The organism is Geodermatophilus sp. SYSU D00663 (assembly GCF_054050655.1).
In genome coordinates this window covers 116779-129255 of record NZ_JBJGZT010000009.1, presented here as the reverse complement: position 1 = coordinate 129255, position 12477 = coordinate 116779, and the positions used below count along the sequence as shown (strand labels likewise).

Genomic DNA, 12477 nt, shown 5'->3' with positions numbered 1-12477 from the left:
CCCGCCAGGAGGAGCACCCATGACAGAGCAGCACGGCCGCGCGCGGATCCGGGTGGGCTCGGCTCCCGACTCGTGGGGCGTCTGGTTCCCCGACGACCCGGAACAGGTGCCGTGGCAGCGCTTCCTCGACGAGGTCAGCGCCTGCGGCTACGAGTGGATCGAGCTGGGTCCCTACGGCTACCTGCCCACCGACCCGGCGCGGCTCTCCGACGAGCTCTCCGCGCGGGGCCTGCAGGTGTCCGCCGGCACCGTCTTCGAGCACCTGCACCGGCCCGACTCCTGGGACGCGGTGTGGAGCCAGGTCAAGGACGTCGCCGCGCTGACCCGGGCCACCGGAGGCACCCACGTGGTGGTCATCCCCGACACCTTCCGCGACCAGAAGACCGGCGCCGACGTCGAGCCGCGCGAGCTCACCCCCGAGGCGTGGCGGGCGAAGACCAGCGGGGTGGACCGGCTGGCCCGCGCGATCCGGGAGGAGTACGGGCTCACGATCGCCTACCACCCCCACGCCGAGAGCCACGTCGGCTGGCAGCGCGACATCGAGCGGTTCCTCGCCGACACCGATCCCGGGTACGTGCCGCTGTGCCTGGACACCGGGCACGTCAGCTACTACCGCGGCGACAACCTCGACCTGATCCACCGCTACCCGGAGCGGATCGGCTACCTGCACCTCAAGCAGGTCGACCCGCAGGTGATCGACGAGGTGCTGGAGAAGGACGTGACCTGGCCGGACGCGGTCAGGATGGACGCCTTCGTGGAACCGCCCCACGGCGTGCCCGCCTACCCGCCGCTGTTCGAGGCGATCGAGGAGCTCGGTCTGGACGTCTTCGCGATCGTCGAGCAGGACATGTACCCCTGCCCGCCCGACCGGCCCCTCCCCATCGCCCGGCGCACCCACCGGCACATCGCCGGATGCCGACTGCCGTCGCTGCAGATCGGCGCCCCGAGGACCCCCGCACCCGGATCGGAGGCCCGGGCGTGACCACCACGGAGACGCAGGCCGGTGTCCTCCCGGCGATGGCCGACGTCCCGGCACGCGGGCTCCGGGTCGCCGTGCTCGGGGTCGGCATGATGGGCGCCGACCACGTCGCCCGCCTCCACAGCCGCATCTCCGGCGCGGAGGTGGTCACGGTCAGCGACGCCTCCGCCGAGAAGGCCGAGCAGGTGGCCGCCGGCGTGCCCGGCTGCCGGGTGGTCGGCGACCCGCTCGCCGCGATCGCCGACGACGGCGTCGACGCCGTCCTCGTCGCCACCCCCGGGCAGTTCCACGAGGAGCAGGTGCTCGCCTGCATCGAGCACGGCAAGCCGGTGCTGTGCGAGAAGCCGCTCACGATGGACGCCGACAGCTCCATCGCCGTCGTGCGCGCGGAGGACGCGTACACCGCCCGCACGGGCCGGCGGCTGGTGCAGGTCGGCTTCATGCGCCGCTTCGACCCCGAGTACGCCCAGCTGCGGGCCCTGGTCGCCGAGGGCGGGCTGGGCGAGCCGCTGATCGTGCACTGCGCCCACCGCAACGCCGCGGTCCCGCCGCACTTCACCAGCGAGATGATGGTCAACGACTCGGTGGTCCACGAGGTCGACGTCGCCCGGTTCCTCCTGGACGAGGAGATCGCCGCGGTCACCGTGCTGCGGCCGCGGGCGACCCGGCACGCGGTCGCGGGCCAGTCCGACCCGCTGCTGGTCCTGTTCGAGACCACCGGCGGCCGGCTGGTCGACGTCGAGGTCTTCGTCAGCACCGGGGTGGGCTACGAGGTCCGCACCGAGGTGGTCGGCGAGGACGGCAGCGCCGTGATCGGCCTCGACGCCGGGCTGCTGCGCACGTCCGGCGGGGCGGCGGGCCCGTCCCGGTCGGCCGGCATCGCGCCGGACTTCCGCGTGCGCTTCGGCCGGGCCTACGACGTCGAGCTGCAGCGGTGGACCGACGCCGCCCGCCGCGGCGGGATCGACGGCCCCGGCGCGTGGGACGGCTACGCGGCCCAGGCGGTGTGCGCGGCCGGCGTCGAGGCGCTGCGCACCGGACGGCGCACCGAGGTCCGGCTGGAACAGCGGTGAGGATCGCCCTGGACCCGCAGATGCTGCGGACCACGCCGCTGCTGGAGTTGCCCGACGTCGTCGCCGCGATGGGCTACGAGTGGATCGAGCTGTCCCCGCGGGAGGACTTCGTCCCGTTCTTCAAGCACCCCCGCGTGGACCTGGCCACCGTCCGCGCGTTCCGGTCGCGGCTCGCCGACGCCGGCGTCGGCGTCACCTCGGTGCTGCCGGTCATGCGCTGGTCCGGGCCCGGCGAGGACGAGCGGCAGGCGGCGGTGCGCTACTGGAGGCGGGCGATCGAGATCACCGTCGAGCTCGGCGTGGACACGGTGAACTCGGAGTTCAACGGCCGCCCCGAGGCGCCGGAGCTCGCCGAGGCGATGTTCTGGCGGTCGATGGAGGAGCTGCTGCCCGTCCTCGAGCGGGAGGGGCTCCGGCTGGCCCTCGAGCCGCACCCGGACGACTTCATCGAGCTCGGCCACCCCGCGGTCGACATGGTCCGCGGCATCGACTCGCCGTGCGTGTCGTTCCTCTACTGCACGCCGCACACCTTCCACCAGGGCGACGACGCCGCCGGGATCATCGCGCACGCCGGCGACCTGCTCACCCACGTGCACGTCGCCGACTCGATGGACCACCGTGCCTCCGACGGGCTGCGCTACATCACCAACCCGCCCGGTAACACCACCCGCGTCCACCAGCACATGGAGATCGGCCGTGGCGACGTCGACTTCGACGAGGCCTTCGCCGCGCTGGCCGGCACCGGCTTCGACGGGGTCCTCACCACCTGCGTGTTCGGCTGGGACGACCAGGCCCGCGAGTCCGGGACGCGCATGCTCGAGGCCATCCGCGAGCTGGTCGCCAAGCACTTCCCCGACGACGCCGGCCGCGGCGCCGCCCGACCCGACACCGGCGCGTCGGAACGGCCGAACTTCCCGCAGACACCGCTCCCCGACGACACCGCTCCGTGACACCCACCCCGGGAGTAGCAGCCATGCCCACCTCCATCCCCCACTGGATCGACGGCGCCCGCCGCGAGGGCGCCGGCGGCCGCACCGCAGAGGTGACCGACTCGGCGACCGGTGAGGTCCTCGGCGAGGTCGCCCTGGCCTCGACCGAGGAGGTCGACGCGGCCGTCGCCGCGGCGACCGCGGCCTTCCCCGCCTGGCGCGACACCTCGCTGGCCAGGCGCACCGCGGTCCTGTTCCGCTTCCGCGAGCTGCTCAACGCCCGCAAGCCCGAGCTGGCCGCGATCATCACCGCCGAGCACGGCAAGGTGCTCGACGACGCGCTCGGCGAGGTCTCCCGCGGCCAGGAGGTCGTGGAGTACGCCTGCGGCGTGCCCTCGCTCGTGCGCGGCGGGTTCACCGAGAACGCCTCGACCAACGTCGACGTCCACTCCGTCCGCCAGCCGCTCGGCCCGGTGGCGGTCATCAGCCCGTTCAACTTCCCGGCGATGGTCCCGATGTGGTTCTTCCCCATCGCGATCGCCACCGGCAACACCGTCGTCCTCAAGCCCAGCGAGCAGGACCCCTCCGCGTCGCTGTGGATGGCCGAGCTGTGGCAGGAGGCGGGGCTGCCCGACGGCGTCTTCAACGTGCTGCAGGGCGACAAGGTCGCGGTCGACCGGCTGCTCGAGCACCCCGGGATCAGGTCGGTGTCCTTCGTCGGATCCACCCCGATCGCCCGGTACGTGTACGAGACCGGCACCCGGCACGGCAAGCGGGTGCAGGCCCTGGGCGGAGCCAAGAACCACATGGTCGTCCTCCCCGACGCCGACCTGGACCTGGCCGCCGACGCCGCGGTCAACTCCGGGTTCGGCTCGGCCGGCGAGCGCTGCATGGCCATCAGCGCCGTGCTCGCCGTCGGGGGGATCGGCGACGACCTGGTCGCCCGGATCGCCGAGCGCACCCGGACGCTGCGCACCGGCGACGGGCGCAAGGGCTGCGACATGGGCCCGCTGATCAGCAAGCGGCACCGCGACCGGGTCGAGTCCTACGTCGAGGCCGGTGAGGAGGAGGGCGCGAAGCTGGTCGTCGACGGCCGGCAGGTGCAGCCCGACGGCGCCGAGGACGGCTTCTGGCTCGGCCCGACGCTGGTCGACCACGTCGAGCCGGGCATGAGCGTCTACACCGACGAGATCTTCGGCCCGGTGCTGTCGGTGCTGCGGGTGGACAGCTACGAGCACGCCGTCGAGCTGGTCAACCGCAACGAGTACGGCAACGGCACCGCGATCTTCACCAACGACGGCGGCGCCGCCCGGCGGTTCCAGCACGAGGTCGAGGTCGGGATGATCGGCATCAACGTGCCGATCCCGGTGCCGATGGCCTACTACTCCTTCGGCGGGTGGAAGAACAGCCTCTTCGGCGACTCCCACGCCCACGGCGCCGAGGGCGTGCACTTCTTCACCCGCGGCAAGGTCATCACCTCCCGCTGGCTCGACCCGAGTCACGGCGGCCTGAACCTGGGCTTCCCGCAGAACGCCTGAGCGCGCCCGGTCAGTGGTGGTGGGCGTGCCGGCCGAGGGTGTCCACGGGGGTCGCGCCGGGGCGGGTCCACTGGGGCACGGGGCGGCTGGTCGGGCCCCAGGCGGCGTTCCCGTCGGCGTCCGAGCGCCAGTACCAGCAGATCGGCGCGCCGTGCCCGCCGACCGGTGAGCCGACCTGCGGGGCCGCGGGCCAGCCCTCGGGGACGTCCTCCCACGCCTCGCGGCGGCCGTAGGGCGTCATGTCGAGCAGGCCGAGAGTCCCGTCGGCCGGCTCGTTGCCCCGGCCGGTCGTGGAGTAGGTGAGGAAGACGCGGTCGCCGTCGCGCAGGTAGCAGGACAGGTGCCCCTCCTCCGTGGCGATCCGCTCCTCCGCGCCCCGCACCGAGTACCAGGGCTGGGCGTACCCCATGAACTCCACGAAGGGCGCCACCTCGTCCCAGGGGCCCGAGGTCACGACGGCGGAGGAGACGCCGCGGGCGTCGAGGTAGACGGCGTCCCGCAGGTGCCAGAGGTTGAAGGTGCAGCCCTCGCACTGCCCCTGGTGCGGCGCGCCGTCGTACCACATGGAGTGGTACACGAGGAGCTCGTCGCGGCCCTGGAACAGGTCGGGGAACGGGACCGGGCCACCGGGTCCGACGACCTCGGCCGCGCCGTCGACCTCCACCATCGGCAGCCGGCGGCGGGCCGCGGCGATGGCGTCGCCCTCGCGGGTGTGCGCCTTCTCGCGGACCAGGAGCTCGTCCCGGGCGGCCTGCCAGGTGGCCCGGTCGACGACGGGCGGGCGGCCGGTGGGCGCGGGGGCGGGGCGGTCCGGGACGGTCGTCATGGCGTCCTCCGGGGGGATCTCGTCGCCGGCGGTTCCCAGGGAGGACCCCCGCCCCGGCCGGAACTCATCGCGGCGGGAGCCCCCGTCACCGACGGGCCAGGGCCACCGCGGCGGCGAGGTCGCCGCGCCACGGGTCGCCGTGGCCGGGGACGAGCAGGTCGGCCGGCAGCGCGGCGAGCGCGCCGAGGGCGTCCCGGGCGCGGTCCGGCGAGGCGGAGAAGAACCCCGGCAGCAGCTGCGGTCCGCGCACCCGCGACGTCGGGTGCCCGGTGACCAGCGCGTCGCCGGTCGCCACCACCCCGTCCCGCGGGAACAGGTAGGCGGTGTGCCCCGAGGTGTGGCCGGGCGTGGGCACGGGGACCGGCCCGCCCGGGAGGTCCAGCGCGCCGCCGTCCGGGCCGCCGTCCGGGAGCGGCAGCGCGCCGGCGACGAGGGGGTGCCCGGTCGCCCCGGCCCGCACGATCGACAGCGCCCACCGGGCGACCCGCGGCCGCCAGGCCCGGACGGCGACGTCGAGCGGCGTGGCCTGCTCGCGGCGCTCCCCGCGGGCGTTCGGCAGCTCGTCCGGGTGCACGAGGACGGGGGTGCCCGGCGTGAGGGCGGACAGCCCGCCGACGTGGTCGACGTGGGCGTGCGTGACCAGGACGGCGCGCACGTCCTCCGGCCGGGAGCCCAGGGCGCGGACGGCGTCGGCGAGGCCCGCGGCGTCGCCCGGGTACCCGGCGTCGACCAGGGTCAGGTCGCGGCCGTCGCGGACCAGCACCCGGTTGACCGCGGTGCCCGGCACGCAGGAGACGTCCTCGGTGACCTCGTGCACCGGCGCTCCCTCCCTCGCCCGGACGGTAGCGCCGCGGGGCTTGCCCGGCCGCCCGGCGGGGTGTCGACTGGCCGGGCCGTCGGAGGGAGGGAGCCGGTGGGACGCCGACCCCGGAGCGGGCTGCAGGAGGAGCTGCTGCGGCTGCTGCGCCCGCCGGACCCGCGGCGGGAGCAGCTGCTCAGCGAGCGGGTCGCGCCCACGCTGGCCGCGGTCGCCGACCGCATGGCGGGACGGCCGGCGGACGAGGTGGCCGCCGCGCTGGGGGCCGCGGTGCGGGAGGCCGGCGGCACGCCGGACCGGGCGGCGCTGCGGGAGCTCGCGGCGCAGGTCGAGGCCGGCGAGAACCCGTTCGCCTGAGGGCCCGGACGGTGGGACGCTCGGTCCGGAGGGGTGCTCCCCCGTTCCTCCGCCCCGGCCGAGGGAAGGCCCGATGTCCAACGCGGCGATCCGCCGGCTGAGCGCGGCCGGTGTGGGGGCGTGCCTCCTGCTGGCCGGCTGCGCCGGTGACCCGGGCGCCTCCCCCGCCCCGGCGGCTCCGGCGACGCGCGTCCCCGACTGGCGGAACACCACCTACACCGTGACCTGCGACGGCGTCGTCCCGGACGGGTTCGCGGCGACCCTGCGGGACGGGTCGGCGCGGGTGCCGGCCGCCGCGGGTCCCTACGACTGGTTCGACGTCTCCCTCGGCGCCGCGGTGAGCGGGGACGTCGACGGCGACGGCCGGCCGGACACCGTCGTCCTGCTGCGGTGCTCCCCGCAGCCGTCGAACGGGATCGTCGAGGAGGTGCACGTCCTCGACGCCGGCGGCCGCCGGCTGGCCGTGCTGCCGAGCCCGCGCACGCTGCCGCGGGCCGACGTCCTGCCGCCGGTCTACGACCCGGACGGGCTCTCGGTCGAGGACGGCCGGGTGGTGGCGGTCATGCGGGTGTACGAGCCGGGCGACACCCACGCCGGCGGGCCGTCCGGGCGGATGACCGTCCGCTGGGAGTGGGACGGCGGGGAGCTCGAGCGGCTGCCCTAGCCCGCCCGCCGGACGGGTCAGGCGCGGGCGAACAGCGCCCGGTGCGCCTGGCGGCCCAGGATCTCGGCGGCGAGGCTCTCGCCGGAGCCGCGGCCCTCGAGCAGGGCGGTGAGGTCGTCGCGGTCGGCGGTCGTGGCGTAGTCGGCCAGCTCGCGCTCGAGGGCGCGGCGGGACCGCTGCCACACCGAGCCGCGGCGGGAGGGGGTGAGGAGGGTGGACATGGCGGTTCTCCGAGCTGCGTCTGCGTCGTCTTCTCTGTACCGACTCCATCGTCCTCGCGCGCGGCGCGGCGGTGCGGCATCCGGCCTGTGAGTGTGCGCACCGTGACCGGGCACACCGGCCGCCGTCAGCGGCCGACGAGCGTCGTCTCGAAGTCGTAGCGGGACGCGCGGTAGACGTGCCGGCCGAGCTCCACCGCGCCGCCCTTGTCGTCGAACGCCGTCCGCTCCATGGTCAGCAGCGCCGCCCGCGGCGGCTCCTGCAGCAGCCGCGCCTCGTCGGCCCGGGCCAGGCGCGCGCCGATCCGCTGGTGGGCCACCCGCAGGTGCACCCCCTGCGCGCGCAGGTACTGGTAGAGCCCCCGCTCGGTGAGGTCCTCCACCGACGGGTCGAACCGGCCGGGCAGGTGGTTGGTCATCAGCGCCAGCGGCTCGCCGTGCGAGCGGCGCAGCCGGCGGACCACCACGATCTCCTCCCCCGGCGCGAGGTCGAGCTCCCCGGCGACGTCGGCCGGCGCGGGCCGCCGTTCCAGGGACAGCACCTCGGTCGTCGGCGCCTCGCCGGCGCGGGACAGGTCGTCGTAGAGGCTGGTGAGCTCCACCGACCGGCGGACGTGCGGCTGGATCACCTGGGTGCCCACGCCGCGCTTGCGGACCAGCAGGCCCTTGTCCACCAGCTCCTGCACCGCGCGGCGGACCGTCGGCCGGGACAGCCCGTAGCGCTGGGCCAGCAGCAGCTCGTTCTCCAGCCGCGAGCCCGGGGGCAGCGAGCCGCCGGTGATCGCCCCCTCGATGGCCTGCGCCAGCTGGAAGTACAGCGGCGTGGGACTGGAGCGGTCGATGTCGAAGGTGAGCACGTCTGCCTCCCGGGAAGCGAGCACCGCGGGTCGGTCCGGAGACCCGCTTCCCGCGTCCCCGATGATCGCACCCGGGCGGGCACCTCCTGTCGTCCCCACATCGGGGCAGCCGGACATCAGGACGTCCGGACAAACACGTCAGCCGTAGGCGGCGCGGAACGCCTTCAGCGCGTCGTCCGGGTCGCCGGACGCCCAGCCCTCCAGCGCGACGACGCCGTCGTAACCGAGCCGGTCGAGCGCGGCCGCGACCGCCTCGTGGCGGATCTCGCCGGTGCCCGGCTCGCACCGCCCCGGGACGTCGGCCACCTGCACCTCGCCGACCAGCGGCAGCGCCCGCTCCACCAGCGCGACCAGGTTCCCCTCGCCGATCTGCGCGTGGTAGAGGTCGAGGTTGAGCCGCAGGTGCGGGCTGCCCACGGCCTCGACCAGCGCGATGGTGTCCGCGGCCCGGGCGAACGGGGTGCCCGGGTGGTCCACGGCGGTGTTGAGGTTCTCCAGGGTGAACACCCGCCCGGCCCGCTCGCCGAGCCCCGCCAGCCGGGTCAGCGTGCGGGCGGCGGTCAGCCACATCGCCGGGGTCACGACGACCGCGGGGACGACGGGCAGCCCGCGGGCGTCCAGCCCGGTGCCGTGCACGTTGAGCCGGGGGCAGTCCAGCCGCTCGGCGGCCGCCAGCGACAGCTCGGCGGTGCGCAGCAGCTCGGCCGCGCCGTCGTCGTCGGCGAGTGTGCCGGTGACGTAGCCGGTCATCGAGGAGAACGTGGCGCCGGTGCCGGCGAGCGCGTCGAGGTCCTTCGCCGTCCAGTCCCAGAGCTCGACCTCGAGACCGGCGGCGGCGATCCGCCGCACCCGCTCGGGGAACGGCAGGTCGAGGAACAGCATCTCCGCCGACGCCGCGAGCCGGTACCGGCTCACTTCTCCACCTCGTCGGTCCGCACCGGCCGGCCCGCCCGGACCGACTCCGCGGCGGCCAGCGCGATCGCCAGCGCCGCGCGGGCGTCCTCCCCGGTGACCGGGGGCGGCGTCCGGCCGCGGACGGCGTCGACGAACGCCGCGAGCTCGGCGGTGTAGGCGCCGGCGAACAGCTCCTGGTCGCTGCGGACGGTCTCCGCCACCCGGCCGCCGGGGCCGGAGAACACCATGCCGGTGCGGCGGCCGTCGCCCATGGTGGCCATGCCGCCGGAGCCGAGCACCTCGCCGCGGACGTCGTAGCCGTAGGACGCCTCGAAGCAGGCCTCGGCGACCCCCATCGCGCCGTCGGCGAAGCGGACGACGACGACCGCGGTGTCCAGCAGCCCCCGGTCCCGCCAGGCCGGCTCGACCAGCGCGTCGGCGACGGCGTGCACCTCCACCGCCTCCGCGCCCGGGTGCAGGAACCGCAGCGTGTCGAAGTCGTGGATCAGCGTCTCCAGGAAGACGGTGTCCGGCCGCACCCGCGCCGGGACGAAGCCGCCCGGGTCGCGGGTCAGCGAGCGCAGCAGCCGCGGCGTGCCCAGCATGCCGTCGTCCAGGAGGGCCCGGGCGGCGGCCCAGTCCGGGGCGAAGCGGCGGTTGAAGCCCACCTGCAGCACCACGCCGGCGGCGCGGGCGGCGTCGATGGCGCGGTCGGCGTCGGGCAGCGTCACCGCCATCGGCTTCTCGCAGAACACGTGCCGGCCGGCGGCCGCGGCGGCGACCACGAGGTCGGCGTGCGCGCGGGCCGGCGCGGCCACCACGACGGCGTCGACCTCCGGGTCGTCCCACACCTGCGCCGCGTCGGTGTAGGCCCGGCCCGCGCCGAGCACCCCGGTCAGGTACTCGGCGGCGCCCTGCGCGGGGTCGGCCACGGCCACCAGCCGCGCGGACGGCAGCCGCCGGGCCAGGGTCTGCGCGTGGAAGGCGCCCATCCGCCCCGACCCCAGGAGGGCGACGCCCAGCGGGCCGGCGGTCACAGGTCCAGCACCAGACGCGGGCCCGCGGCGCGGGAGACGCAGATCATCATGCAGTCGCCGGCCTGCCGCTCGTCGTCGCTGAGCACGGAGTCGCGGTGGTCGGGGGTGCCGGCCAGCACCGCCGTCTCGCAGGTGCCGCAGGTGCCCTCCGCGCAGGAGGACAGCACCCCGACCCCGGCCGCCTCCACCACCTCCAGGATCGAGCGGTCCACCGGCACGGGCAGGGTCAGCTCGCTGCGCCGCAGCACCACCTCGAACGGCTCGTCGCGCACCGGCCCGGTCCGCGGGCGCGGCGCGAAGCGCTCCACGCGCAGCGACCGCGGGGGCCAGCCGGCGACCGCGCGCTCGACCGCCGCGAGCAGCGGCTCGGGGCCGCAGCAGTAGACGAGGGTGTCCGGCTGCGGGGTGCCGAGCAGCGCGGGCAGGTCGAGCAGGCCGGTCTCGTCCTGCGGGCGGACCGACACCCGGTCGCCGTGGGGGGCCAGCTCGTCGAGGAAGGCCATGGAGGCGCGGCGCCGGCCGCCGTAGACCAGCCGCCAGTCGGCGCCGGCCGCCTCGGCCGCCCGGACCATCGGCAGGACCGGCGTGATGCCGATGCCGCCGGCGATGAACAGGTACCGCGGCGAGGGCGCGAGCGGGAAGTTGTTGCGCGGGCCGCGCACCCGCACGGGGTCGCCCTCCCGGAGGGTGTCGTGCACGTACCGGGAGCTGCCGCGCCCGTCGGGGTCGCGCAGCACGCCGAGCCGGTACGCGGAGTGGTCGGCGGGGTCGCCGCACAGGGAGTACTGCCGGGTGGGCGCCCCGTCGAGGACCAGGTCGACGTGCGCGCCCGGCTCCCACGCCGGCAGCGGTGAGCCGTCGGCCGCGCGCAGCACCAGCTCCACCACGCCGTCGGCGACCTCGCGCTTGGCCGCCACCCGGGCCGGCGCCTCGAACTCGGTGGCGGCGAGGGTGACGCTGGTGGTGCGGTGCCGGACCTCCTCGACGTGCGGGCGGTGCCGGGCGGCCCCGCCGAAGCTGATCGGCAGGTTCTTCCAGACGTACATGTTCGGGGAGCTCGGGTAGAAGACCGGCGGGCCGGCGAGCTCGTAGTCGCCGAGCACCGGCAGCGCCTCCTCCAGCGCGATCCGCGCCTCGAGCCGGGCCAGCGGGGCGCCCAGGCAGCCGTGCACGCCCTCGCCGAAGCCGAGGTGGCGGCCGCGGGGCCGGGTGACGTCGAACGCGTCGGGGTCGGGGAACTGCCGCTCGTCGCGGTTGGCCGCGCCCATGACCAGGACGACGCGGCCGCCGGCCGGGATCGTCACGCCGTGCAGCGTCACCTCGCGGGAGGTGGTGCGGGCGGTGAGCTGCAGCGGGGTGACCAGCCGCATCGCCTCCTCGACCGCGGCCGGGATCAGCGAGGGGTCGGCCCGCAGCAGCGCCCGCTGGTCCGGGTTCTCGGCCAGCAGCTGGAACAGCGTCCCGGTCAGCCCGGCGGTGGACTCCACGCCGCCGAGGAACAGGATCATCATCAGGCCGCTGACCTCGGACTCCGTCGTCACCCGCTCCGGGACGAACGGCACGCCGTCGACGTCGGCCTGCACGAACCGCGTGACCAGGTCGTCGCGGGCGGCGCGGCGGCGGTCGTCGAGCAGGTCGATGAAGAACTGCTGCACGCCGGCGGTGGCCGCCCGCGCCACGGGGGTGAGGTGCGGGGTGCCGGGCACGCGGTCCTTGAGCTCGTGCGTCCAGTGCTCCAGCTGCTCGCGGCGCGCCTGCTCGAGGGGGTCGGGGTCGTGCCGGCCCGGCAGGCCCATGAGGTGGAAGAACACGTCGAAGGGCATCGGCCAGGCCAGCTCCTGGGCGATGTCGACCGTGCCCCGCCCGCCGGTGCCGCGGTCCCGCCAGGAGCCGACCAGCCCGCGGACGACGGCGCGGATGCCGTCCTCCCGGTCGGCGATCCGGCGGGGCACGAAGTACGGCTGGACGACCGAGCGGACCTGGTCGTGCCGGGGGTTGTCCATGCTCCCGATCGACCCCGGCGGCGCCTGCTCGAGGCGGCTGTCGTCGATGTCCATGCCCTCGAAGCTGCGGAAGGTGTCCGCGTCGAGCGCGGCCGCCCGCACGTCCTCGAAGCGGGTCAGCACGTACCAGCCCCAGCGCTCGCTGTGCCACACCGGTGCCTCGTCGCGCATCCGGCGGTACAGGGCGAAGGGGTCGGACGTGTAGAAGTCCGGCCGGAACGGGTCGTACTCGATCGCGGTGGCGGTGCGGGGGGCGGTGGTCGTCACGGCGGGCTCCCTGCGCGG

Annotated in this window: 13 protein-coding genes; 6 read left to right on the top strand and 7 right to left on the bottom strand. The window is 75.7% G+C overall.

What is annotated here, in order from left to right; translation table 11 throughout:
• Window positions 1–19 precede the first annotated feature (19 nt).
• Genes ACI79Z_RS09330 through ACI79Z_RS09315 form a run of 4 tightly spaced genes read left to right on the top strand, consistent with a single transcriptional unit; the run spans window position 20 to window position 4519 of the window.
• The gene (locus tag ACI79Z_RS09330) at window positions 20–982 is read left to right on the top strand and encodes a TIM barrel protein (protein WP_387988149.1); all 963 of its coding nucleotides are present in this window, start codon (window positions 20–22) and stop codon (window positions 980–982) included.
• Window positions 979–2052 (top strand): Gfo/Idh/MocA family protein, encoded by a 1074-nt coding sequence (locus ACI79Z_RS09325; protein ID WP_456902442.1) that lies wholly within the window; start codon window positions 979–981, stop codon window positions 2050–2052. The genes ACI79Z_RS09330 and ACI79Z_RS09325 overlap by 4 nt, the downstream gene beginning before the upstream one ends.
• Window positions 2049–3002 (top strand): sugar phosphate isomerase/epimerase family protein, encoded by a 954-nt coding sequence (locus ACI79Z_RS09320; RefSeq protein ID WP_387988147.1) that lies wholly within the window; start codon window positions 2049–2051, stop codon window positions 3000–3002. Before ACI79Z_RS09325 ends, ACI79Z_RS09320 begins: the two co-directional genes overlap by 4 nt.
• 23 nt (window positions 3003–3025) lie before the next feature.
• Window positions 3026–4519 (top strand): CoA-acylating methylmalonate-semialdehyde dehydrogenase, encoded by a 1494-nt coding sequence (locus ACI79Z_RS09315; protein ID WP_456902441.1) that lies wholly within the window; start codon window positions 3026–3028, stop codon window positions 4517–4519.
• A gap of 10 nt (window positions 4520–4529) precedes the next feature.
• Here ACI79Z_RS09315 and ACI79Z_RS09310 read toward each other — a convergent pair whose 3' ends face one another.
• The gene (locus tag ACI79Z_RS09310) at window positions 4530–5345 is read right to left on the bottom strand and encodes a DUF899 family protein (protein WP_456902440.1); all 816 of its coding nucleotides are present in this window, start codon (window positions 5343–5345) and stop codon (window positions 4530–4532) included.
• An 85-nt stretch (window positions 5346–5430) separates the two neighbouring features.
• Window positions 5431–6162, bottom strand: a complete 732-nt coding sequence (locus ACI79Z_RS09305; RefSeq protein WP_456902439.1) for an MBL fold metallo-hydrolase — start codon at window positions 6160–6162, stop codon at window positions 5431–5433.
• Between the two features lie 96 nt (window positions 6163–6258).
• Here ACI79Z_RS09305 and ACI79Z_RS09300 point away from each other — a divergent pair, with 96 nt between their 5' ends.
• Together ACI79Z_RS09300 and ACI79Z_RS09295 are read left to right on the top strand one after the other, a co-directional pair.
• Complete coding sequence (locus tag ACI79Z_RS09300) at window positions 6259–6519, top strand: hypothetical protein (protein WP_387988143.1); 261 nt, start codon at window positions 6259–6261, stop codon at window positions 6517–6519.
• Window positions 6520–6592: 73 nt separating this feature from the next.
• On the top strand, window positions 6593–7183 hold the full coding sequence (locus tag ACI79Z_RS09295) for a hypothetical protein (protein WP_456902438.1): 591 nt from the start codon (window positions 6593–6595) through the stop codon (window positions 7181–7183).
• 17 nt (window positions 7184–7200) lie between these two features.
• Here ACI79Z_RS09295 and ACI79Z_RS09290 read toward each other — a convergent pair whose 3' ends face one another.
• The 5 genes from ACI79Z_RS09290 to ACI79Z_RS09270 form a co-directional block, all read right to left on the bottom strand.
• Window positions 7201–7404, bottom strand: a complete 204-nt coding sequence (locus ACI79Z_RS09290; protein ID WP_387988141.1) for a hypothetical protein — start codon at window positions 7402–7404, stop codon at window positions 7201–7203.
• A 125-nt stretch (window positions 7405–7529) separates the two neighbouring features.
• Window positions 7530–8258, bottom strand: coding sequence for a GntR family transcriptional regulator (locus ACI79Z_RS09285; protein WP_387988140.1), 729 nt, complete (start codon window positions 8256–8258; stop codon window positions 7530–7532).
• 138 nt (window positions 8259–8396) lie between these two features.
• On the bottom strand, window positions 8397–9173 hold the full coding sequence (locus ACI79Z_RS09280) for a TIM barrel protein (RefSeq protein ID WP_456902437.1): 777 nt from the start codon (window positions 9171–9173) through the stop codon (window positions 8397–8399).
• Window positions 9170–10189, bottom strand: coding sequence for a Gfo/Idh/MocA family oxidoreductase (locus ACI79Z_RS09275; RefSeq protein ID WP_387988138.1), 1020 nt, complete (start codon window positions 10187–10189; stop codon window positions 9170–9172). The genes ACI79Z_RS09280 and ACI79Z_RS09275 overlap by 4 nt, the downstream gene beginning before the upstream one ends.
• Complete coding sequence (locus tag ACI79Z_RS09270) at window positions 10186–12459, bottom strand: cytochrome P450/oxidoreductase (RefSeq protein ID WP_456902436.1); 2274 nt, start codon at window positions 12457–12459, stop codon at window positions 10186–10188. Before ACI79Z_RS09270 ends, ACI79Z_RS09275 begins: the two co-directional genes overlap by 4 nt.
• Window positions 12460–12477 lie beyond the last annotated feature (18 nt).

Coding starts and splice junctions, on each gene's coding strand:
- ACI79Z_RS09290 (WP_387988141.1), bottom strand. CDS start 7,404: ATGTCCACCCTCCTCACCCCCTCCCGCCGCGGCTCGGTGTGGCAGCGG.
- ACI79Z_RS09330 (WP_387988149.1), top strand. CDS start 20: ATGACAGAGCAGCACGGCCGCGCGCGGATCCGGGTGGGCTCGGCTCCC.
- ACI79Z_RS09310 (WP_456902440.1), bottom strand. CDS start 5,345: ATGACGACCGTCCCGGACCGCCCCGCCCCCGCGCCCACCGGCCGCCCG.
- ACI79Z_RS09295 (WP_456902438.1), top strand. CDS start 6,593: ATGTCCAACGCGGCGATCCGCCGGCTGAGCGCGGCCGGTGTGGGGGCG.
- ACI79Z_RS09315 (WP_456902441.1), top strand. CDS start 3,026: ATGCCCACCTCCATCCCCCACTGGATCGACGGCGCCCGCCGCGAGGGC.